This is a genomic window from Asticcacaulis sp. YBE204, assembly GCF_000495855.1.
In the GTDB taxonomy this organism is placed as follows: Bacteria; Pseudomonadota; Alphaproteobacteria; order Caulobacterales; family Caulobacteraceae; genus Asticcacaulis.
The window spans coordinates 111,267-133,414 of the sequence record NZ_AWGF01000012.1 but is presented as its reverse complement, the minus strand read 5'-3'; the positions used below and the strand labels follow the sequence as shown (position 1 = coordinate 133,414).

At 62.0% G+C, this 22,148-nt stretch carries 17 protein-coding genes; 6 read left to right on the top strand and 11 right to left on the bottom strand.

Annotation, left to right across the window (positions count from 1 at the left end; all coding sequences use genetic code 11):
• Positions 1–20 precede the first annotated feature (20 nt).
• Complete coding sequence (locus AEYBE204_RS34475; RefSeq protein WP_023463177.1) at positions 21–3,158, bottom strand: glycoside hydrolase family 2 TIM barrel-domain containing protein; 3,138 nt, start codon at positions 3,156–3,158, stop codon at positions 21–23.
• A gap of 123 nt (positions 3,159–3,281) precedes the next feature.
• Here AEYBE204_RS34475 and AEYBE204_RS34470 point away from each other — a divergent pair, with 123 nt between their 5' ends.
• Positions 3,282–4,148, top strand: a complete 867-nt coding sequence (locus AEYBE204_RS34470; protein ID WP_023463176.1) for an aldo/keto reductase — start codon at positions 3,282–3,284, stop codon at positions 4,146–4,148.
• 103 nt (positions 4,149–4,251) lie between these two features.
• Here AEYBE204_RS34470 and AEYBE204_RS34465 read toward each other — a convergent pair whose 3' ends face one another.
• The 3 genes from AEYBE204_RS34465 to AEYBE204_RS34455 all read right to left on the bottom strand — a co-directional run bounded on the left by AEYBE204_RS34465 (position 4,252) and on the right by AEYBE204_RS34455 (position 8,456).
• A complete protein-coding gene (locus AEYBE204_RS34465) occupies positions 4,252–5,283 on the bottom strand; it encodes an ABC transporter substrate-binding protein (RefSeq protein ID WP_200862192.1) in 1,032 nt (343 codons plus the stop codon).
• Positions 5,284–5,530: 247 nt separating this feature from the next.
• Positions 5,531–6,610: an L-rhamnose/proton symporter RhaT gene (gene rhaT / locus AEYBE204_RS34460; RefSeq protein WP_023463174.1), complete on the bottom strand. Its 1,080-nt coding sequence runs from the start codon at positions 6,608–6,610 to the stop codon at positions 5,531–5,533.
• Between the two features lie 115 nt (positions 6,611–6,725).
• Entirely contained in the window at positions 6,726–8,456 is a 1,731-nt protein-coding gene (locus AEYBE204_RS34455; RefSeq protein WP_023463173.1) for a glycoside hydrolase 43 family protein, read from the bottom strand.
• A gap of 207 nt (positions 8,457–8,663) precedes the next feature.
• Between AEYBE204_RS34455 and AEYBE204_RS34450 the strand changes: the two genes are divergently transcribed.
• The 5 genes from AEYBE204_RS34450 (at position 8,664) to AEYBE204_RS34430 (ending at position 14,569) form a co-directional block, all read left to right on the top strand.
• The gene (locus AEYBE204_RS34450) at positions 8,664–10,004 is read left to right on the top strand and encodes a tetratricopeptide repeat protein (RefSeq protein ID WP_023463172.1); all 1,341 of its coding nucleotides are present in this window, start codon (positions 8,664–8,666) and stop codon (positions 10,002–10,004) included.
• A 255-nt stretch (positions 10,005–10,259) separates the two neighbouring features.
• Entirely contained in the window at positions 10,260–10,901 is a 642-nt protein-coding gene (locus AEYBE204_RS34445; RefSeq protein WP_023463171.1) for a hypothetical protein, read from the top strand.
• A gap of 5 nt (positions 10,902–10,906) precedes the next feature.
• Positions 10,907–12,541, top strand: a complete 1,635-nt coding sequence (locus AEYBE204_RS34440; RefSeq protein ID WP_023463170.1) for a hypothetical protein — start codon at positions 10,907–10,909, stop codon at positions 12,539–12,541.
• 12 nt (positions 12,542–12,553) lie between these two features.
• A complete protein-coding gene (locus AEYBE204_RS34435) occupies positions 12,554–13,561 on the top strand; it encodes a hypothetical protein (protein ID WP_023463169.1) in 1,008 nt (335 codons plus the stop codon).
• Between the two features lie 18 nt (positions 13,562–13,579).
• Positions 13,580–14,569, top strand: a complete 990-nt coding sequence (locus AEYBE204_RS34430) for a hypothetical protein (protein WP_023463168.1) — start codon at positions 13,580–13,582, stop codon at positions 14,567–14,569.
• A gap of 35 nt (positions 14,570–14,604) precedes the next feature.
• Here the strand turns inward: AEYBE204_RS34430 and AEYBE204_RS34425 are convergent, their stop codons facing one another.
• The 7 genes from AEYBE204_RS34425 to AEYBE204_RS34395 all read right to left on the bottom strand — a co-directional run bounded on the left by AEYBE204_RS34425 (position 14,605) and on the right by AEYBE204_RS34395 (position 22,148).
• Positions 14,605–16,011: an amino acid permease gene (locus tag AEYBE204_RS34425; RefSeq protein WP_023463167.1), complete on the bottom strand. Its 1,407-nt coding sequence runs from the start codon at positions 16,009–16,011 to the stop codon at positions 14,605–14,607.
• Between the two features lie 105 nt (positions 16,012–16,116).
• The gene (locus AEYBE204_RS34420; RefSeq protein WP_023463166.1) at positions 16,117–17,121 is read right to left on the bottom strand and encodes an aromatic ring-hydroxylating dioxygenase subunit alpha; all 1,005 of its coding nucleotides are present in this window, start codon (positions 17,119–17,121) and stop codon (positions 16,117–16,119) included.
• Complete coding sequence (locus AEYBE204_RS34415; RefSeq protein ID WP_081724723.1) at positions 17,118–18,101, bottom strand: GNAT family N-acetyltransferase; 984 nt, start codon at positions 18,099–18,101, stop codon at positions 17,118–17,120. Before AEYBE204_RS34415 ends, AEYBE204_RS34420 begins: the two co-directional genes overlap by 4 nt.
• Complete coding sequence (locus AEYBE204_RS34410; protein WP_023463164.1) at positions 18,085–19,191, bottom strand: ATP-grasp domain-containing protein; 1,107 nt, start codon at positions 19,189–19,191, stop codon at positions 18,085–18,087. The genes AEYBE204_RS34415 and AEYBE204_RS34410 overlap by 17 nt, the downstream gene beginning before the upstream one ends.
• Positions 19,188–20,366 (bottom strand): hypothetical protein, encoded by a 1,179-nt coding sequence (locus AEYBE204_RS39640; protein ID WP_023463163.1) that lies wholly within the window; start codon positions 20,364–20,366, stop codon positions 19,188–19,190. Before AEYBE204_RS39640 ends, AEYBE204_RS34410 begins: the two co-directional genes overlap by 4 nt.
• Positions 20,359–21,186, bottom strand: a complete 828-nt coding sequence (locus AEYBE204_RS34400; protein ID WP_023463162.1) for an MBL fold metallo-hydrolase — start codon at positions 21,184–21,186, stop codon at positions 20,359–20,361. Before AEYBE204_RS34400 ends, AEYBE204_RS39640 begins: the two co-directional genes overlap by 8 nt.
• Positions 21,183–22,148 (bottom strand): NAD(P)-dependent oxidoreductase, encoded by a 966-nt coding sequence (locus AEYBE204_RS34395; RefSeq protein ID WP_155908444.1) that lies wholly within the window; start codon positions 22,146–22,148, stop codon positions 21,183–21,185. The genes AEYBE204_RS34400 and AEYBE204_RS34395 overlap by 4 nt, the downstream gene beginning before the upstream one ends.

The following is a 22,148-nucleotide window of genomic DNA, read 5'->3' as shown; positions in this document are numbered from 1 at the left end:
CCGGGGAGAGTCGAGTCAAGCTATTCCGCCTTTAGCGTGAAGCTGTAGGTCACCGGCTGCAATTTCACGCGGTATTTGGCCAGAGGCCGACCGTCGAGGCTCCAGCCCGTATCGCCGCCGACGCCCGCCTGAGCGATATCGATCAGCAGCGACCCGTCGCCATGCGGCGCGATCTCCGCTGTGGACCACGTGCCGCGCGGGCGGAGGTAGAGGTCTTCGTAGGGGAAGGCCAGCGCATTGACCGACAGCGGCTGTGCGCCGGTGACTTTCAGCGACGCGCCTTTGCCGTCCGACAGGGTCAGCCAGCGCACATCGGTTTTGTTGCCGGTCTCCTGCGGACGGGCATAGTCATGATACTGATCGGCGACGGATGAGCGATAGAGGCCGATGGCCGCGCCCGTTTGGCGGTCGACATAGGATTCATGCGGCCCGCGACCATACCATTCCACAAAGCCCAGAGACGGATCATTGTCGAAGCGCAGCCCCACACGCAGCGGATCGGGCAGGTCGTCCTTGAGCGGTGTAAAGGTCGCCGTAACGGCCACGGTGCCATCGCCCTGCATTGTATAGGTTGTCTGGAAATGAGCGTAACCGGCCCCGAAATTATACAGCACCGTCACGCTGTCTGCTGTTGATGAAACGGCGCGAACTTTTCTGGTTTCCGTGAAGTTTTTCCATATGTTGTGCGACTTGGCTACACCGGCACCTTCGTCATTGTCCATCAGGCCTCGCCAGAAGTTTGGTGCGCCACCTGAAAGGCGTTTTTTACCTTTAGAATCAAATTCAATAAGGCCAGTCTTTACGTTAAGTGTAAGCTTAGAATCGGCGGCTTGTAGCGTAACGGCTTCGGTGGATTTGGCCACGCTGACCTTGCCTTCGGCAACGGCCTCAGTAACTTGCGGTGCCGCGATGACGAACTGCGAGAAGCCCAGCACTTGACCTTCCGCAACGCCTTTGATGGCGTCCTTCTTGGCTTTGGCGCGGATCGTCAACAGAAGTTCCGACTCCGGACGTTTCTTGACGGCCGGAAGTGTTATAGCAACCTCTTGTGCTTTCCCAGCGGCCACACTCACGCCTTCCAATGCGCCCGTGGTCACCACCTGCCCTTCATTCGTCAGCACCCATTCGAAGTCGAATCCCGACAGATCGGCGAAGTCGTAACGGTTGACGACGGTAACCTTGCCCGTCGTCGGATCGCCCTCGAAGACGACCGGCGAATAGACCTTTTGCAGTTCCCAATATTCCGGATCGACCGTGCGGTCGGCCTGAATGACGCCGTCGCCCACGACGGAGTTATCGCCCCGCGCCGGATTGATATCGAAACCGGACCCCCAAAAGGTGCGCCCCTTGGCGTCTTTCGCCGTGACGAACTGATCGACCCAGTCCCAGACGAAACCGCCTTGCAGCTTCTTATGGGCACGGATCGTCTGCCAGTAGTCTTCCAGATTGCCAAGGCTGTTGCCCATGGCGTGGGCGTATTCGCACTGGATTAGCGGCTGGGTGTAGTTCGGGTCTTCGGCGTAGTCGGTGATGCGGTCCATGTCGTCGTACATCGGCGCATAGATATCGACATAGCTGTTCGGCTTATGCTCGCCGTACAGCGTCCCCTGCCCCAGATAAGATATCAGGCGGGTCGAATCGTTCTGACGAATCCACTTGGCGGCGTTTTCGAAGTTCGGCCCTGTCCCCGCCTCGTTCCCCAGCGACCAGAATATGATCGAAGGATGGTTCTTGTCGCGTTCGACCATTCGGCTGATGCGGTCGAGGTGAGCCACTTCCCAGTGCTTTTTGTAACCAAGCTGCATCTCTTCGCGCTTGGGGCTGCCGGCCTTGTCGGCCTTGTCCATATATTCATGGCTCTCGATATTGGCTTCGTCATAGACGTACAGGCCGTATTCGTCGGCCAGATCATACCAGCGCGGGTCGTTGGGATAGTGAGAGGTGCGCACGGCATTGATATTGGCCTGCTTCATCAGCTCGATGTCCTTGCGCATCGTCTCTTCCGAGATGACGCGGTAGGTGATCGGGTCGTGCTCATGGCGATTGACGCCCTTGATCATGACGCGCTTGCCGTTGACCTGTACCTCGCCGTTGCGGATTTCGACCGTGCGGAAGCCGATTTTGCGTGCCGTCACCGAGATCAGATTGCCCTTGGCGTCTTTGACCTCAATGACCAGCCGATAGAGGTTCGGCGCTTCCGCCGACCATTGTTTGACGCCCTTGATGGCGCCTGAGAGCTTCGCCGGTTTGCCGGTCGCGGCCTTGCCCGTGGCGGTCAGCACCGCCGTCTCGCCGTCATAGACTGTGGCGGTGATCGTCGCGGTACCCTTCGCTCCGGCCAGTTCGGCCTCCAGCGCGAAGACGCCGTCGGTGTAGGTCTTGTCCAGACCCGCCGTCACCGTATAGTCGCGCAACCGCGTCTTCGGTTCGGCATAGAGATAGACCGAGCGTTCGATGCCCGACAGCCTCCAGAAGTCCTGATCCTCAAGATACGCCCCGTCAGCGTAGCGATAGATTTCGATGGCGATGCTGTTGGTGCCCGGCTTGACGAACTTCGTCAGATCAAACTCTGACGGCAGTTTGGAATCTTCGGAATAGCCGACCTTCTCGCCATTGACCCAGATATAGTAGGCAGCGCCCGCCGCGCCGATATGCAGAAAGACGTCGCGACCGTCCCAATCAGTGGGGACGTCGAAATCGCGTTTGTACGAGCCCACCTCGATCATATCGTGCGGGACCAGCGGCTCGTTCATCGGGAACGGATATTTGATGTTCCAGAATTCGGGCAAACCGAACTTACCGTCACCCTGAGCCTGAATCATGCCGGGAACCTGAATCTTGTCCCAACCCGTCAGGTCGGCGCCTGCCTTGTAGAAATCCTTTGGTCGATTTTCGGTGCCTCTGGAAAATTTGAACTCCCACGTCCCGTCGAGCGAGCGGTAATATTTCGACGCCGCCATGTCGCCTTTCAGCGCCAGATCGCGGCTCTCGTAGTTGAAAAAGGTCGCCTTCATCGGTTCGCGGTTGACCGCCACGACCTCAGGCTGCTCCCATTCCGCAACGGGGGCTGTGACCGGTGGCGTTTGAGCCCCGACCGGCGCGATACCGGCGGACAGAATAAGCGCAAGCGCGGTGAGGCACGGACGGGTGCGAAACATGGTCGTCTCCCTGACGAATCTTATCGGCGTAATTGTCATACATTTTGCGCAGTTTTCACCGTTGCGCAAGCTTGTACCGGCAGGAAAACACCCCAGATAGGAGACACACCAAGGAGCCTCAGCATGACCCAGCCCAATGCCGCCCGATCGGGCACCTTCGCCATCGGCGGCGATCTCAGCGTCAACCGTCTCGGCTTCGGTGCCATGCGCGTCACGGGGCGCGGGGTATGGGGACCGCCCGCCGATGAGTCCGAGGCGCTACGCACCCTGGCCCGCCTGCCGGAACTGAGCGTCAACTTCATCGACACCGCCGATTCCTACGGCCCGGAGACTTCGGAAAACCTGATCCGAAAAGCGCTGCACCCTTATTCAAACGACCTCGTCATCGCCACCAAGGGTGGCCTGACGCGCCCCGGTCCCGATCAGTGGGTGAGTAACGGCAATCCCGACTATCTGATCCGACAGGCCCACCGCAGCCGCGAGCTTCTCGGCGTCGAACGCATCGATCTGTGGCAACTGCACCGCATCGACAGCCGCGTGCCGCGCGATGAACAGTTCGCGGCCATCCGCCAACTGCTGGACGAGGGCGTCATCCGCCACGCAGGCCTCAGCGAGGTGTCGGTGGCCGAAATCGAAGCCGCGTCGAAAGTCTTCCCGGTCGCCACTGTGCAAAATCGTTACAACTTGATCGATCGCGCCAGTGAAGCCGTGCTCGACTATTGCGAAGCCCATTCTATCGGTTTTATCCCGTGGTATCCACTGGCCGCTGGCGATCTGGCGCGGCCGGGCGGTTTGCTCGATCGGCTGGTGACGAAATACGAGGCATCGCCGTCGCAGATCGCGCTGGCCTGGGTGTTGAAACGCAGCCCGGTCATGCTGCCCATTCCGGGTACGGGTAAGGTCAGACATCTGGAAGACAATGTCGCCGCCGCCGATATAGACCTCAGCGATGAGGTTTTTGCGGCCTTGGATGTTGCCGCCCGCACCTGACCATAAAAAAGACCCGGGGCACCACTCCCGGGTCTTCTGGGCGATGCGTCGCAAAGCAACGTCACCGCATCAAACGCTGTCGTGTCACTGAGGGGGATAGGCCTCAGGCGACAGCGTTTAATCTCTTGTATTTTTCTTTTATATCCGCAGCTTCCGGCGCCTTGTTAAGAACATCGGTGCGCTGCCACGGGCGGAGTTCGACCGTCGCTTCGACCGCATGACGTGCTTTCAGCCAGTCGAGCAAGGCCTGAAGATCGTCGATCCGCCAGTCTTCTTCACCCAGCGCGGCACCTTCGGGAATCAGGTCGCCATAGGCTTCCGCCGCGTCAGGGACCTCGACCTTGCCTTCCAGCGCAATATGGTTGAGCGCTTCCTTTGGGAACTGCACCGCCCAGTCGGTTGCTGAGGTCAGTTGCTTCACCAGACGCGCCACCACGCCTTCATTGGCCTCAAGAAACGGATAGTCGACGGTCAGGGTGCGTAACTCGACCAACCCTGAAAGCGCCGGGTCGCGGCGGATGGCGTCGGGTGTAAAGGCGTGGATGACCTTCACCCCGGCGGCCCGCGCCAGTTCGAGGCCCTTGGCGCCGAAGAGCAGACCGGCATCGGCCTGACCGCTCAGGACGGCCTCGATCTCGCGCCGGGCGATGTCGCCGAACGGCGTCGAGGGATGATCGGCGACGATATTATGGAATTCGATGTCCGTGGCCTTGATGCCGACCGTGCCGAGAATCGTCTCCCATGCTCGCAGCGAGCGGACGCGCGCCGGCGAAAAGGCGCCGGCTTCGCGCGGCAGGGCCAGGGTGCGGCCTTTCAGGTCGCTAAGCTTTCCGATGCCGCTGCGGCCCGAGGCGATGACCAGCACCGTGTGCCAAGTATGGCCGACCGCCAGCAGGCGTGAGCGCTGGTTCAGACCGTAGGACCACAGGGCCGTCGCCGCATCGCCTTCACGAACGAGGTTAGGCAGGGAGTGGTCGAGATACCCCTGACGCACACTGGGCGTCGAATTTTCGCGCACCGAGACCAGATTGACAGGCTCGCGCAGGAATTCCCGTTGCAAGGCGCCCCTATTGGCCAAAAGGCCCATGGCCGTCAGGGTCGGGCACCGCGCATACCACACGAGTTGCGAAGGCATGTTCGCAGTCGCGGGGTCGGGGTGAATCCTGACGGTCATGGGAGGTAATCCTTCTGAGGGAGGATGGAAACAAGGACAGATGCACCGTTGGACGGGCGCCCTATATTCCTACTAAATAGATTTTATATTGTCCAAGCCGAATTCACCTGCGACGTGTGATTTATTCTCAACAGTCAAATCAGAAACGGTAATGAAAAAAGGCGCCGCTTTCGCGACGCCCTTTCATAGTCAACATTGTCGATGGATTTTAATGTGCGGCGCCCGACGCGGCCAGCATATTGCCGATGCCGATGATAACGGTCGAGCCGACCAGGGTCGCGATGCCGCCCCAGACATAGGCGCGGGTCTTGACCGACGTCCCGGCCCATTCCTTGAGCGCGAAACCCCACAGGGTCGAGAAGAGAATGATCGAGGCCATGTGCAGGGTCCACGACGAGAAGCCGTATTCGCCCATCTGACTTTCGCCCATAGTGTAGAAAAAGAACTGGAAGTACCACAGAGTGCCGCCCAGCGCCGCCAGAGCGTAGTTAAGCACCAGCGGAATCTTTCCCTTGGCCTCGTTGCCGGGTTTCGGCTTGCCGATCCATTCCGACGCTGACTTGTTTTTGAGGATCAGGTAACCGGACCAGAGCAAATTGGTCGTCAGACCGCCCAGCAGCACCATGCACAGGACCGGCAGACCGACCCACAGAGGGCCCGTACCCGCCGCTGCCGAGGCTTCGCGCACCGGCGCACCGGCGGCCAGGCCGAAGGCGAAGCACGACGACATGACCCCGCAGAAGATGGCCACGAGAATGCCCTTGGTCAGGTTGAATTCGGCGAGCGATTCCGAGACCTCGGTCACTTCCTTTTCCTTGGCATGACCGGCCTTGGCGACCAGGACGATACCGACCAGCACGACCAGAACCCCCACCAGCGTGATCTGCCCGCTCAGGGTCTGGATCAGTTGCACGATCTTACCGGTAAAGATCGGCTCACCCAACGTGCCGATGACCGTGGTCAGGCCCAGAGCCACGGCCATGCCGAGGCTGAGGCCCAGATAACGCATGGTCAGGCCGAAGGTCAGGCCGCCAAGTCCCCAGAGCAAACCCCAGAAGACGCACCAGAACCACACCGAACCCGACGCGCTGCCCAGAACGCCAAACAGGTCCGAGGTTTGGAAATAGGCGAAGATCCACGGCGCGATCAGCCACGAGAAAATCCCGCCGGTCAGCCAGAAGATTTCCCACGACCACAGTTTGATCTTTTTATAGGGCACATAGAACGAGGCCGAGGCGAGACCGCCCAGCCAGTGAAAAAAGACGCCGATCAGCGGGTTGGGGGTCATATGAAAGCGTTTCCCTGGATGTGATATGTATTTTCAATAGTGGTAGCCGCAATGCCGGGTTTGCGCAATCAGGTTTTATCCTGATCGTTTATGCGCAATTGCCTGCCGGGGGCCCTTACGGCGTGACCTTGAAAAACGCGAAATCGGCATAGCCCACGCGGGTGGCCGTATTTGACGGCGTCCCTGTCGGCGATTGGGCAAAGATACCGATCTGAGCCCCGACCCAGCGTCCGGGTTGCGACGTGAAGCCTGATCCGATCGGCGTGAAGGTCACGCCGTTGAGGCTGTAGCTGAACGTCACCCTGGCGTGGGTCGAACGCAGCATGGACGGCCAGTAAAATGGCTGATTCGGCGGGGCATCGGCGACGGTGACCGGTTCAAGGTGCGTGCGCACCCACACCGGACCGGTGATCTTTTCCGCGGCGGTGACGACCGTTTCTACACCGCCCATATTGGCTTTGGGGCGCGTAACCTGCACCAGCCTCACACCGTCGGCCGTGTTTTCCAGCCCGATCCAGCCATAGTCGTAGCCCAGAACCAGCAGCCCGGCGCGTTCGCCGATCAGGTTCGGCGTCAGGCTCAGCTTCGTCGTGGCGCTAAACGTCATGCCGGGGAGTTTCTGGGTCAGCAGGTTCCCCGCCTCCCACAGATTGACCGACGAAGACGACGATTTCAGGCGTAATTTACCCTTGATGCTGGCGTCGGCCCAGTCCTCGTTCGGATTGGCGCTCCATTGCCAGCCAAGATGATAACCGTCGACGAAATCGTCATCGACGACCGGCACGGCGACGGGCTGCGCGGCCACGTTCGGCTTCCTGTGTCGCCAGACGGGCTGCCCATAGACCTGTCCCTTCTGACGTTCGCCGATGATCGGCCAGCCGTCCTTGCCCCAAATCATCGGTTGCAGCATGACGCGGCGGCCATAGGAATCGGCGTCCTGAAAATGCAGGAACCAATCCTCGCCTTTCGGGGTATCGACCCACGCGCCCTGATGCGGGCCGTTCATCTCGGTTGCGCCCTGATCGATGACGCTGCGGCCTTCATAAGGACCATCAATGGCCTTCGAGCGAAACACACCCTGCCAGCCGCCTTTGACCGAGCCCGATGGCACGAAGACATAATAATAGCCGCCGCGCTTGTAGAGTTTCGGACCTTCGGTGGTGAACCACGACACCAGCCCCTGCGAGGTCTGCACCTTGGGCAACTTGTCGCCTTCGATGATATATTTGCCCTGATCGAGCGTCTTCGTGCCGTCCGGGCTCATCTTTTTGAGGGTGATGATGTTCTTGATCCCGGCGCGCGACCCGGCAAAGCCATGCACCAGCCAGGCCTGACCGTCATCGTCCCAGAACGGTGCCGGATCGATCGCGCCTTTCGTGTTGTCCACCAGCACCGGCTTGGTCCACGGCCCTTTTGGATCGGTGGCGGTAACGAGGAAAATCCCGAAATCCGGATCGGGGTAGTAGATCATGAACTTGCCGTCGTGATGACGGATCGCCGGCGCCCACACCCCGCCGCCGCGCCGGGGCGTCGCATGGTGGCCGTCCGGCACATTGCGCTCCAACGCGTAACCGATCAGGGTCCAGTTGACGAGATCCTTGGAATGCAGGATCGGCAGGCCGGGGATGTTGGTGAAGCTCGACGCCGTCAGATAGTAGTCGTCGCCGACCCTGACGGCGTCGGGATCGGAATAGTCGCCCTGAAGCACCGGATTGATATAGGTGCCGTCCTTCTGATCCGGAACCCAGATGCCCGACGGCATCGGCGCTTCGGCGGCAAACACGCTGGCAGGTAAAACCATCGTCGCGGCCAGAGCCAGCGACCGCATCATTATCAGGGCAGACATCAGGCATTTCTCTCTGTTCAGGGCTGGGACGCTCTCGGTTCACCGGGCGCCTCGTTTTGCCGCACTTAAGCAATTGATAGCGCTAACGTCAATTCCACACCGTGGCCCGACAAGGATTCACGACGAAAAGAACGTTGTCATTCGGCATTGTCATACCTTATACGCGCTTCTATACTCGTGGCAGGAGAATTCGGGGGATCAAGCGGCGTGGGCTCGTCCAATCGCATCGACGGGTGGAAGGCGATCGGCGGCCATTTCGGGCGCGATCGGACGACCGTTATGCGCTGGGCGCAGCAGCGCGGCCTTCCCGTGCGTCGTCTGCCCGGCGGCAAGACCGGCACGGTCTATGCGCTCAAGGACGAACTGGACCGCTGGGCCGCCAGCCAGACCAACCTCAACGAGGAGGCCCCGGAAACCGAAATTGCCCCGCCGCCGGTGCCCGAGAAACCAGGCTTTTGGGCGCGCAACTGGCGGCGGCTGGCCGTGGTCGGCCTCATGCTGCTCGGTCTTGGGTTTGCGGCTGGCAATATCATCACCTCGCAACCCCGCCGTACGCCGCCAAGTCCGGCCCTCCCCTCCGATCCGGCGGTCAGCGCGCTTTATCTTCAGGCGCGCGACGAATGGGCCCAACGCACGCCGGCGTCTCTGGCCCGCGCCATCGGCTTGTTTACGACGATTACCACCAAGGAACCCGGCTTCGCACCCGCCTGGGCCGGCCTGGCCGACGCCTATCTGCTGTCGCGCGAATTCGGCATCACGCCCGACGCCGAGGCCTTCCCCAAGGCGCGCGCCGCCGCCGAAGCCGCGCTTGACCGCGATCCCGGTCTGGGGGCAGCGCACCGGGCGCTGGGGTTCATCGCCTACTGGTGGGAAGACGATCCGCAAAAGGCCGGGCGGTCGTTCCGCAAGGCGCTGGCGCTGGCGCCGCGCGATGCACAGACGCACTTCTGGTACGGCAATATCCTGTCCGATAACGGGCAGCACGTGGCAGCGCTGCGCGAACTGAACACGGCGCGCCTGATCGAGCCCGGCTCGGTCGCCATCCAGACCGATCTCGCCTGGGCGCAGTGGTCGGCAGGCGACGACGCCAGCGCCCGTCAGGCCCTCAATCAGCTCATGCAGGTTCGCGCCGATTTCCCGGTCGTGCACGACTGCACCAGCCTGATCAAGCTCGCCGACGGCGACTATGTCGGTTACGTGCAGGATCTGGGGGAGTTCGCCCGTCTGCGCGGCGATTCTGCCCTGATTGCCCATGCCACGGCGCTGCGTGGCGACCTGAAAACCGGTGCCGCCGCCGTGCAAAAGCGGCTCATGAGCTATGCGCTGGGCGACGTCGCCGCCAAAACCCGACGCACCCACGTCTGGCCGGTGTTTCTGGCCTCGGTCGCCCAAGACCGTCAGCAGGTGGTCGCACTGCTGAAAACCGCCGACGCGCGCAACGAAAGCTGGGGCGAGGCCGGTCTGACCGCGCGCATCGCCCGCCTGTGGATGGACGACGTGGAAATCGGCGCCCTGCTGCGTCAGCGCAAGGCCCCGCCGGTCGAATAGGTTTCGCCGGAAAAAATGCGACATGCGCTGCGGCGCTATTCCACCCTTTGCAACAACTTGCGACATCGCCAAAAGCGCGAAAACCGCCATGCTTTCCGAACATTAAAGCGCATTCCGAAAAGTGTGAAACGGTTTTCGGAATCAAATGCGCGACAAAGCAAATGATTAGAGCACGGTCCCGCTTCTACCAGATCGGGACGTGCTTTAACGGCAGGGCCTGCTCCATAGGCACCGCCGCCGGTTCGGGACAGACATATGGCGACGCCATTGACACGACGATCACTATTCGCACTGACGGCGCTCTCTCTGAGTCTGCCGCGCGTCGCTGCCGCCGCCGGATTCACGCCGCACGGCGGGATCAAGACGCTGATGACCGCGCGCCAAAGCGCCGTCTGCAACATCGCCGATTATAACGGCGTACAGACCCTCGTCCTCCTGATCGGCGGCGCGCCCGTCGAAGCCCATGCCCGCCGCAATGGCCTCTACCAGACCAAGGACCTGCGCCGGTCGCGCTCGGTCAAGGCCATCACGCCCGTCGATTTCAACCGTTTGATCGCCGCATCCGGCGGTTTGGACAAGGGCGTTAATGGCACGGCCCGCGCTTCTGATTTTTACGCGCTTTACAACAGCCTGACCCCCGCTGTTACCGCGCCAGACCCCTGCCCGGCGGATTTCGCCCAGCGCAGTCCGGGCGAACGCACCATCATCCGCCAAGGCCTGAGTACGGCGGCGCATCAGCGCTACGCCCCCTGCTTCTCCCTGGGTGGCGACGCGACGCGGCTCGATTTCAGCCAAGATTCCTTTTTCGACGCCTGGACGTTCGAACGCGACGTTCAGGGGCATTTTTACGGCCTCAGCGCACCGGGCGTGCGGGCCATCTGGTCACTGGAGGCCTGAAGACCATGACGACATTTACATCCCTGTCGCGCGCGACGCTTATGACGGCGCTTCTGTGTACGGTTTCGGCCTGCGCCACCGCGCCCGCAAATCCGTCGACGGCACAGTTCAGCCCCGTCAATCGCCCGACCCTCAATCAGGCGGCGCAGGCCTTGCAAACCGGCGATCACGCCACAGCGCTGAAAGGCTTCGGCGACGCGGCGGCGCGCGATCCGTCCGATGCCGCGCATCAGACTCTGCTCGGCATGGCCTATCAGGCCGGGTCCGAAGGCAATCCGGAACAACTGGACCTTGCCATGGCCGGTTACGATCTGGCGCTGCGCAGCGGTCAGGACGCTTTCTGGGCGGCGGCGCTGGCGGGCAAGACCGCCTTCGACCGCGGGCGTTACGTGCAGGCACAAGGCTACTATGCCCGCGCCGTCATGATGCGCCCGGACGACGCCCGCGCCCTGCTCGGTCTGGCGGCCAGCGCCTATATGGCCGGCGACCCGCAACTGGCGGCTTTGAGCGCCGAACGCGCCGCCAGCCTGAGCCGCGATCAGGCGACGACGGCGGGTGCGCTGAAAATCGCCACCCTGTCCAACAGCGCCGCCGGACGCCGCGATCAGGCGACCCTTCAGTATCAGAAACTGGCTCTCATCGCACCGGAACAGACCGCCCCGCTCAAGCAGCGCATGGACGAACTGAATCGCACGCAGGACACCGATCCTGTTCCTGAAGACCACGAGGTGGACGATAACGCCCCCGATCAGGTCTCCGTCGACGTGGCGATCATCCTGTCGCAGAATGCCCAGCGCGACTCGATCGGGATGAACCTGCTCGACGGCCTGCAAATCCAGTACGGGCGGCAGGATCAGCAGACCCATTCCGGCGGCGACAGTGGCGTCTCGCGCACGATCACCGACACGATCACCCTGCCGCAGCTCACCTACAATCTGAACATCTTCAATCGTTTCGGACAATATTATCAGGTGGTGGCGCGTCCCATGCTGACCGCCTATCGCGGCGAGCCGTCGGACTTCTTCGTCGGTCGTTCGACCAAGGTCGCCGTCAAGGGCGTCAATTTCTCGCAGCTTGAAAACATCGACATCGGCACGCAGGTCAAGGTAACGCCGCTGGAGATTACCTCCGAAGGTACGAAACTGAAAATCGAGGTCACCCGCTCCTTCCTGTCCGGCGAACCGGCGGGGAATTTCAACGAAGCCCTGAACACGTGGCGGCAAACCGTGTCGACCACGGTCGAGGTCAAGTTCGGTACGACCCTGATCCTGTCCGGCCTGTCCGAAAGCGTGCGTGACTCGTCGATCACCAAGACGCCGTTCCTTGGCGACGCCCCTGTGATCGGCTCGGCCTTCAACCGCCGAACCACCAACGACCGCCGCGATGCCGTGCTGGTCCTAGTCACCCCGGCCCCGGCGCAGGCCTTCGACAGCCAGCCCTGGGCGCGTCCGCCGGAGGTTACGCGCCTGATCGGCCTGTGGGAAACGACGGTCGCGCCGGGCTCGGACCTCGGCGCCATCACCGGCAACCTGTCGCGCTCGCGCCTGTTCACCCGCGCCCGCAAATCCGACGCCCAGCTGTCGTGGCCCAGTCTGCCGCACGATCAGGGCGAAATCTTCAAAGACCTGATCCTGCCTTAAGGAAATCTCATCATGTTCAAACCCTTATCCATGTCTATTGTTCTGACGGGTGTGGCCGGTTCGGTCGCCGCCGTCTGTCCGGGCGACTATAACGGCGCGCCGCCCCTGCCCGCCGTCACCCACGTCGAATTCTATAATCCGGCAGCCCCTTCAAAGCCCTTGCCCGCTGTCGCCAATAATGAAACCGACCGGATGCAGGTGACCGGCGGCGTTGTCGGCAAGGGTAGCGTGACCCTTGTCGTGACCTTGTCGGCGGACATTGCGATGGATTGTGAACTCAATTTCCAGCTCTTCGATGCCGGTACGTCGATCAACGGACAGCGACAGGAAGAGACCGATATGGTCTTCCCTATGGGGCATCCCTCCGTCGGGGCGAGATGGTATCTTCGCGCGACGGCAACCGGTACCAACAAGGTAAAGGTAACGCTGCCGGTGGCGATCCGATTGGGCAATTCGGCCATTCATCGCCATCGCATAGGTCTGAGCTCCCTTCATGTCGGCCATACCCCCGAAACGCCGCAGACCTTCGAGTTCCGCAACAATCCGATCCGGATCAAGGAGATTCGTCGGATAAGCCCGGCAGGGGCCGCCGTGAGCGACGGTCAGCGGGTGGAACTGGCCGTCTATCTGGAAGAGCCGCTCGATACTATGACCTACGCGTACAAATTAAAGCGTCCGGGTAGCCGCGCAACGGAATACACCGACAACGCCCTGCGCATCCAATACACGATCAGCCCGTCGGACGCCGCCTATGTGCCCCCACGCGGTACCCCCGACTATCTTTATTTCCGTCCGGAATTCGCTGACGGCAGTTCACGGACAGGACTGATGATCGACCTGCCCGATGCGCCTGCGACGAAGGACCTTAAAAAGAAGGCCGAAACGCCGACGCCCGTGCCCGGACGCCTGATCCTCGCCAAACCCGCTCAATCGACCACGATCACCTTTACCGCGCAGCTATCGACCCATCACACGGGCCCCGGAGGCCCAACCCTCACCTTGCAAATTCCCGTCAATTGATCCTCGAAAGGAACCGTCATGCGTACAGTACCGTTGATTGCCGCTGCCCTGCTGCTGGCCGCTTCGCCGCTGGTGGCACAGGAATCGAAAACCGCCGCGAAACTGCCCGTCACCTCCGACATCACCAAGGAGCAGGAGGCCCGCGCCAAGGCGGCCTTCGCCGACTTCGACGCCAGGGTCATGGCCGGGTTCAAGGGCGACGAGAAGCTGGTGGCCGCCATGCAGGCCGACCTTAAGATCATCGACACTCAGAAAGACCCCAAGGCCCGCAGCGCCGCGATCGCCGCCTACCAGAAAAAATATGCCGAACCCTACAAGACGGCCATGAAGAAAGGTGGCGCCGATCTGAACGGTCTGGCCGCCACCCTGTCGCAAATCTTCAAGGGCCAGACCTTCAAGGTCGTCAACGGTACCCATCTGGTGGCGGTCACCGACTCCGGCGAGACGCCGCCAGCACCCCCGATGCCACCCGCCAAGCAGACGATCAATCTGGTCAGCAATGATTTCGCCTTTCAGGGCGATACCGATTGTGGCGGCGTCCGCGATTCCGACGCCAGCTACGGCAATTTCCGTCTGACCACCCGAACCTGGGCCGGGCTGGTCGGCGGATGCAAGGAAACCGGTACCATCGCTTACGGCTTCAATGGACTGGAAGGTCTCAGCCCGACCGCTCGTGTCAAATTCGACCTGACGGCCGATGCGTCGGCCATAGCCCTGACGGGGGCCGCGTGGTCGCGGACCTCTACCAGCCTGACGCTCCGCAGCGGCAATACTCTGGCGGTCAGCCGGAGCCTCACCGTCGATGTCGCCGCTGCTATACTGTGGGCCGCCGAGGACGACGGTATCCTGCAAAATGCCGTCATGACCCTGACCTCAGGAACGGGCAAACGCATGGATGTCCTCAGTTCCTCGATCAGCCGCGCCAATGCCATCGGCAGCGTCGTCACCGGCACGGAGGCGTCGAGCAGCCTTAAAATCCATGAAGCCTCTATCGTGGCCAACCCATAAAAGTGAAAAGGCCGGGAGCAATCCCGGCCTTTTGATCATTTGCCCTCTTTTCTGAGACGGCTGTGGGAGTGGCCGTAAAGGAAATAGACGACCAGACCGATCCCCATCCAGATCAGGGTGAACAACTGGCTCTCTTTCGGCAGGCTGGAGAAGATGAAGACGCACCCGGCAATCGCCAGCGGCCCGACCGCCCAGTAGAGCGGTACCTTGAAGGTGCGCGGCAGGTCCGGGAACCGGCGGCGCAGCACGATCATCGACAGGGCCACGGCGACGAAGGCGATCAGCGTTCCGGCGTTCGACAGTTCGGCGATGCGTTTCAACGGTACGAACCCGGCAACCAGCGCAATGACGACGCCGGTAATCAGGGTGATCAGGGCGGGCGAGCCCTTGGCATTGACCTTGGCGATAGCGCTCGGCAGCAGGCCATCGCGCGCCATGACGAAGAAGATACGGCTCTGGCCGTACATGAAGACAAGGATCACCGACGGCAGGGCAACGATAGCGGCCCAGGCAACCAATGTGGCGATCAGGTCGTGGCCCAGACCGCGCAGGACGTGCGGCAGGGGCTCACCCGACCCGGCGATGTCCTTGAAATTCAAGGCGCCGACGGCAACAGCGGCGACCAGCATATAGATGACGGTCGACACGGCCATCGAACCCAGAATACCGATGGTCAGGTCGCGGCCGGGGTTCTTGGCCTCCTCCGCCGAGGTCGAGACGGCGTCGAAACCGAAGAAGGCGAAGAAGACGATAGCCGCGGCGGCCATCACGCCGAACTTTTCGCCGCCGATCTCATGCGCGAAGAACCCGAACGGCAGGAACGGATCGTAATTGCCGGCCTGAATCGCGGGCAGGCCCAGCACGATGAACGCGCCCAGCGCTACCAGTTTGATGACGACGAGGATGATATTGATCGTGGCGCTTTCGCGCGCACCGATCAGCAGCAAACCCATGACGGCCAGAGCTACGACGACGGCGGGCAGATTGACCAGCCCGCCTGCATAGGGACCACTCAGCAGCAGCGCGGGCAGATGGATGCCCGCCGCCTCCAGCCAGCCGACGAGGTGCGCCGACCAGCCGACCGCCACGGTTGAACAGGCCAGCGAATATTCGAGGATCAGCGCCCAGCCGACGACCCAGGCCGCGACCTCGCCGATGGCCGAATAGGTGTAGGTATAGGCCGAGCCCGCCGCCGGGATCAGGGTCGACATCTCGGTATAGGCCAAGGCTGCAAAGGCGCAAACCAGCCCGGCAATCGCAAACGAGATGATCAGGCCCGGCCCGGCCAGTCCGGCACCGACACCGGTCAGGGTATAGATGCCCGTACCGATGATGCCACCGATACCCAGTGCCATCAGGTGCGGCCAGCTCAGCGTCTTGGCCAGGGTTTTACCCTCGTCTTCCGCGCGCGTCAGCGGCTTGAGCGGTCCGAACAGTCCCATATGCGTCACCCCAATAATCCGAAACCCAGATCCGAAACCCAGATACGAAGGTGAAACCGGGCGGCTGTCAATCCGTCGGCCAAAAATTGTCACACCCGCAACGACTTACAGCCAGATTTCAAAGGGCCCTTGCGTTTCCGGCGTCAAGCTCTGCCCCAGATAGAGCGCCATCAGCTTGTCGCTCAGGCGATCGGCGGGACCGGCCCTGAAGCGCGGCCCGCCGAAGGTCTCGATATTGTCGCGCAGTTTTTTCAGCGCATCGGCGTCCTGCTCGATGACCTTGAACAGGAACAGACGGATCAGGACTTCGGTCAGCCAGGCCGGGCCGCGATTTTTCGGTGTCGAAAAGCGGGCAAAGGGCCGCATCACGCGGTCGGCTTCCGGCACGAACCAGATGGTGACGCACAAAGTCAAGCCGGTCGGTCCTTCCCAGCGACCCTGAAAGGCCACGGGCGGATAATAGGTCCCGGTCGACCGCGCCCGCGGCCCTTCCAGAGCGCGCGACATCCAGCCGTGATCGGTATCCTGCACATAGACGGCTTCAAAACGGTCCTCGTGGATATGCAGGGTCTGCTCGACGCGCTGACGGCGCGATTTCACGCGGATATAGCCGTCATGGATGAAATTGGTGTGGAAGGGGTCGAGCACATTGTCGAGCGCGTCATAGATCCGCCCCGCCTGAGGCCGGATAGCCCACCAGAAGTGATGGTGATCCTGCGTATCCGGCATGGGCGGCAAGGCGGTGTCGAAATCGTCTTCGCCCGGCTTCAGACGCACGAAAACCACGCCGAAGGCTTCGCGAACATCGACGGTTTCCGCCTTCAGGCGCGAGGTGTCCGCATTGACGCAGCCCGGCACGTCGCGACACGCGCCTTCCGCATCGAAAGCCCAACCGTGATAGGGGCAGACCAGCCGCCCACCATCCACCTTGCCTTCTGAGAGCGGATAGTTGCGGTGCGGACAGCGGTCGCGGAAGGCGTTGACCTTGCCGTCGGCCCGCCACAGAACCACGGGCTGCCCGGCAACGATGCGTTTGAGCGGCCTGTGCCGCACCTGACGGCTCAGGGCGACGGGCAGCCACGAGCTTTCGATTCCGGCGGGCAGGCTCATACGGCACTCCTCAGCAGATAGGGTTCGGCGCGGCCGAGAACGAAGGCCAGCAGGCTGTAGCCCGCCCGCCGCCACCACGGCAGATGCGCGTCGAAGACGATCATATATTCGACATAGGGTCTGGCGCCGCGGTGCGCCTTGAAGCGTGAAGCGCCCGCCGACAGGTTGAGCGCTACGCCGCGTTCATGCGCGCTTTCGAAGGCAACCGTCATGATCGCGCGATAAAGCCCTTCATTGGTCGGTCGTGTCCGGTCGTAGCCCACCATCGGCACGCTCAGCATATCCGCCGTGCCGTGCAGAGCGCAAAAGGCGACAATGGCATCTCCGTCGGAAAGCGTATGAATTTCAATATCATGTCGCGCCACAAGCAACCGTATATATTCGGGTTCGTAGTCGGGATTGTACGGGCTATAGGCCTCTATATAGAGGCTGCGATAGAGCCTCAGGCATTGACGAAGCACCGCTTCCGGCATCTCACCCGAATAGGCTGCATGGCGTAAGCCGGACTGCGCCAGAAGCCCCCGGTCGCGTCGGGCATCGCGGCGGTTTCGCCACTCGGTTTCAAGGTCGCCGACGATCCAAACGACGCGGAACGGCCAGCGCTTGAAGGATTTGGCCACCATGTCCAGATGCGAAAAGGCGTTAACCGAGCGGATCAGCACCGCGTGATCGGGGTAAGCTTTCGCCAGATCCGTGTCCAGCAAGTTCGCAAGGCGGCTCGGCGCATAAAGGGAGGTACTGAGCAAGGCATGATCCGGATAGATTGCTCGGTCAATGTGCAACAGCCGCCCCAGACCTTCGAGCAAATAGCTTATCAGGCATCCGGCAAAAGCCGACGGGCCATGTAGGACACGCCGGATTTCCTCGCGTGCCACCGGCCCTATGGCCGTGGTCAGCGACGTCAGCCAGCAACGGTTCGGGGTTTCCGGGATTGCCAGACGGTCCTCAAAGCGGACGCGGGCATTACGCAGGCTCATCATGACCTCCGTTATATTCGATATCCGCCGTCATTCCCGCCGCCAGTCTCTGCCTCCGGCGCATGGCGCGCAGACCATGACCCAAGGTATCGCGCAGGGCCGGGACCGTGAGACCTTTCAGAACGTCGCGACCACGCGACATGTCGGCTCGCCACGTGCGCAGTCGCCCCTCCCGTATGGCTTGCGGCCAGCCATAGGCCCGCATGGCCGGGCCGACATAGGCGGGGCAGCCGTCGGTTCTGACAACCGGTCCGTTGCCTATGAACGCCGCCGTCAATGCCGCAGGATCGTGCGCCAGCAAATGCAGGCCCGACGTCGCGCGCGGATTGCACTCCAGCAGCCACAGCCTCCCGTCCCTGTCTTGCCGAAGGTCGCACGCGATCTGCCCCGTCAGGCTCAGCCCTGCGATCAGGGTACGGGCGATGGACTCCACCCTTTGCGACAGATCGGCCTCGACCGGATCGATATAGTAGCTGGCCCCGCCGCGCGTCCGCCACGCCGAACGATAAGCCGAAAACGCGGTCAGGCGACCGTCGCGGGCGATGGCGTAGAAACTCAGGTCTTCGCCGTGGATATGGCTCTGGATCAGCCACGGATTGCCGGGATCATGCGGTAACGTCGCCACCGTCCGTTCATCAGGGCGGATAAGCACCCGCGTTCCGAACCGTGAAAATTCCGGTTTGAGAACGGCCTTAGTCATGTCATCCCGCGCGTCGCCAAGGTAATGCGTGGTCGGTATGTTCAGGCCCAGGTCGCCCGCCATGCGGATAAAGTCTAACTTGGAATGGAGTTTGATCAGCAAGGATCGATCCGCCGCAAACAGCGGAATTTCAAGCTTCGCCCAATGAAAAATTTCCTCGCATAAACAAATGACTGCATCCATATGTTCAGCGATAGCCAGAGCATTGATCCTAAAACGTTCAGGCGCAAATACCGGCGAAGCGTAACGCGTGAACGAGGACACCGGCAAGCAATCGACGACGGCGCTGTGGCAGACATCGGCGGCGTGGACCTCATGGCCTTGCGAAATCAGGGCGCGGATCAGGTCGACAGCGACGGGCGCACGGACGCCGGTGACAAGTACCCGGCTCATGGCGTCCACCGGACATGGCGACGTTTAGGATAATCCTGCGCCGGATCGTAGGTCACGCGCGACACCGGCTGCCCGAACCTGCGCAAGGCCTTGGCCACGGCATCGGCGTCTTCATCGTGCGCCACCGAAAACACGATGCCGGTTACGCTGCCCGTTGCCGTCCAGCCGTGATCCGGCGGCAGACAAGGCGCGACCTGCGCCTCGACCTCGCCCGGAAAAACGGGCCTGTCACCCCAGCGCCAGATATCCTGAATCCGCCCTTCGACCGGCCTGACCGCCCGCAAAGCAGAGCCGCAGGGACAGGTCGCTTCCTGCAAAATATCGTCGAGTCTGAGACGGATCACCGCCTGCGACGTTCGCCGCAGATCGGTGACGACGGGCCGGAACCGCCCCTGATTGTCGAGCGGTTCGTGCTCGACGATCAGGCTGTCCTCGTTAAGATGCAGCGTCCCCAACCGGCAAGGCGCGCCTAGAAAACCTTCGGTCGCCTGATAGATGGGGTCGGGTCGAACACCGAGACGCGCGGTTATGCCGTCGCGTTCGATCGCATTGAGGGTTTCCGCGCCATAGAACAGGCGGTTCAACGACGGCATGGGGCGGAGCTTCAGCAGGACCTGCGGCGGCGCGACCAGCACCTCCGGATCGAAGGCCTCGATATCGGCCACGTCGCCCCCCAGCGGGAAGAAGCGTAAATCGAACCGCCCGGACCGGTAAAGATCGTTTGGCGCGCGCAGACACAGAGCGACGCGGCGGTAGCGCATCAGTTCAAGCGGCGTCAGCAACTTGCCCAGCAACTGTCCCATATAGGCTGCCCGCTCGATTGGCGTCGTCACGAACAGGCCGCGCAGCCCGCCGGAGGTGCCGGTCGAAAACCCGGCGCGCAGACCGGGCGATTGCGGCGCGCCGGTTTCCGCGCCTTCGGCCAAGGCCACGGCGTCCGTGTGGCTGAACCCCGGTGTAAAGGCGTCGAATCGCGCCCGAAAATCGGTGACGTCGGTGATCGGAACATCGCTCAAGGCGTCACCTGTAACCGCCGCAAAAGCGCGCACGCCGCGCAAGGCCGCGCGTTTACGCCGCCATAGCCTCCCCTGATGGCGCTCAAGCACGGCGCGCATCCAGTGGCGGCTGATCAGCGCCGTGCCATAAGCCGACAGGAAGGCGCGGACCTCAGCCACGTCGCACCCATTTTTCAGCCGTGCGCGCGCAATGCGACGGAATAATCTCAACGGTACCGCGTTTCGACAGGGCATTCAGCGCGTCGAGCGTGGCCCGATAGGTCGCTGTATGCCCCAGCAAGCCGGTCGTCAGGGCGGGTGGCGGCACGTTCTGTTCGACCGCCTCCAGCGACCACGCCGCGTCACCGATAAAGAACCGCCGCGCGTCCGGCACCCATAATCCCCAGTGCCCGGAACAATGGCCCGGTAACTCGATGCCCATTAGACGGCCATCGCCGATCAGATCGACGCCGTGCGCAAAGGGGCTTAAGGCGTCATCCAGCGCAACCGGCGACAGGTCTTCGAAAAAGGTCGCGCGGCTATCGATATCATCCGGCACCAAGGCGCTCAGCAAACCCCGCCGGACGCGGTTGAACCGTCCACCGCGCCGGGTCGCCTCTAAACCCGTACGGGCGCAAAAAATCCGCGCCTTGGGGAATTGCATCAGCCCGGCGACATGATCCCCGTGGAAATGCGAAACCACGATTCCGGCGATATCGTCGACGGCGTATCCGATATTTTCCAATTGTATATCAAGTGGTTGTGGCGGCAGGCTCACGGGTGTGGCGAGGCGGTAAAGCCGCTCTGGAAACGCTTCTGTCGCGGTTAAAAAGCGTTGATCGTAGCCGGTATCGAACAGGACCGGCCCAAGTTCGTCATGCAAGATCAGCCCCACCAGAGCCGGGAAATCGACCGGACACAGATGCCCGCCCTGCCGGCTCATGATCTCAGGATGGCGGCATGCCCCGACCTGTAGGATATGCACGGCCGACACGCTCATGACGCCGCCTCGATGGCGCTTTGAAAGGCATCGTAGCACGGTTTATACCCCAAACGCTCGCGCGCCAGGCTCAGGTCGAAGGTCTGCGAAAAGGCCAGGGTCGTAAGTCCGTAAACGGTCAGGGGCGGTTCCGGCTGACCGGGCAGGATACGGCACATGGCCTCCATCCCGGCGACGGCGACGCTCAAAGGCCCATAGGGCACGGGGACGAACCGCACCGGCAGGTTCAGGGCCTTGGAAAACCGTTCGATCATATTCCTGACCGGCAGCGCCTTGCCGCCGGAAATATTTACGACTTCGCCATTGAGCAAAGGCGCACGCTGTTCGGCCAACACCAAGGCTTGCGCCACATCGCGCACATCGGTCAGTTCGATCAGGACCTTGCCGCCTCTTAGAAGCGGAAACCGGCCCTTGCGCAGCAACCGAATGACGCGCGGCAGCAACACGGTATCGTCAGGCCCGATTATGGCGCGCGGCCGTATCGACACACAGGCCATGTCCGGACCGGCAAAAACGGCGACCCGGCGCTCGGCTTCGATCTTGGTCGCGGCATAGGCATTGAGCGGACGCTGTGTGACCGGATCGCTTTCTTTCAGGTCGGGCTGATCGACGGCACGGGCATAGACCGAGGGCGAAGACACGAAGACAAACCTCTGACATTTTTCGCTTTTGGCCGCCTGCAACAGCGCTTCGGTCGCCTCGACATTGATCGCGCGGAAGGCGGCTTTTGCCCCCCACGGACTCGACAGGGCGGCGGTATGAATGACGCTGTCCATACCGGCGACCAGCACCTGACCCACTCCCGGCGCGCATAGATCGGCAGCGATAAACTCGGCCCCCAAGGTTTCCAGTCGTGCGCCGCGTGCCATATCACGCCCTGTCGCCCGAACCCGATAGCCCTGCGCCCGCAGCGCCTCGACGACCGCCATCCCCAGTCCGCCGGTCGCTCCGGTTACCAGCAC

What these genes read in the sequence shown, in the direction of transcription:
- AEYBE204_RS34475 (WP_023463177.1), bottom strand. Translation starts at nt 3,158, where the DNA reads ATGTTTCGCACCCGTCCGTGCCTCACCGCGCTTGCGCTTATTCTGTCC.
- AEYBE204_RS34470 (WP_023463176.1), top strand. Translation starts at nt 3,282, where the DNA reads ATGACCCAGCCCAATGCCGCCCGATCGGGCACCTTCGCCATCGGCGGC.
- AEYBE204_RS34465 (WP_200862192.1), bottom strand. Translation starts at nt 5,283, where the DNA reads ATGCCTTCGCAACTCGTGTGGTATGCGCGGTGCCCGACCCTGACGGCC.
- rhaT (WP_023463174.1), bottom strand. Translation starts at nt 6,610, where the DNA reads ATGACCCCCAACCCGCTGATCGGCGTCTTTTTTCACTGGCTGGGCGGT.
- AEYBE204_RS34455 (WP_023463173.1), bottom strand. Translation starts at nt 8,456, where the DNA reads ATGTCTGCCCTGATAATGATGCGGTCGCTGGCTCTGGCCGCGACGATG.
- AEYBE204_RS34445 (WP_023463171.1), top strand. Translation starts at nt 10,260, where the DNA reads ATGGCGACGCCATTGACACGACGATCACTATTCGCACTGACGGCGCTC.
- AEYBE204_RS34440 (WP_023463170.1), top strand. Translation starts at nt 10,907, where the DNA reads ATGACGACATTTACATCCCTGTCGCGCGCGACGCTTATGACGGCGCTT.
- AEYBE204_RS34435 (WP_023463169.1), top strand. Translation starts at nt 12,554, where the DNA reads ATGTTCAAACCCTTATCCATGTCTATTGTTCTGACGGGTGTGGCCGGT.
- AEYBE204_RS34430 (WP_023463168.1), top strand. Translation starts at nt 13,580, where the DNA reads ATGCGTACAGTACCGTTGATTGCCGCTGCCCTGCTGCTGGCCGCTTCG.
- AEYBE204_RS34425 (WP_023463167.1), bottom strand. Translation starts at nt 16,011, where the DNA reads ATGGGACTGTTCGGACCGCTCAAGCCGCTGACGCGCGCGGAAGACGAG.
- AEYBE204_RS34420 (WP_023463166.1), bottom strand. Translation starts at nt 17,121, where the DNA reads ATGAGCCTGCCCGCCGGAATCGAAAGCTCGTGGCTGCCCGTCGCCCTG.
- AEYBE204_RS34415 (WP_081724723.1), bottom strand. Translation starts at nt 18,101, where the DNA reads ATGATGAGCCTGCGTAATGCCCGCGTCCGCTTTGAGGACCGTCTGGCA.
- AEYBE204_RS34410 (WP_023463164.1), bottom strand. Translation starts at nt 19,191, where the DNA reads ATGAGCCGGGTACTTGTCACCGGCGTCCGTGCGCCCGTCGCTGTCGAC.
- AEYBE204_RS34400 (WP_023463162.1), bottom strand. Translation starts at nt 21,186, where the DNA reads ATGAGCGTGTCGGCCGTGCATATCCTACAGGTCGGGGCATGCCGCCAT.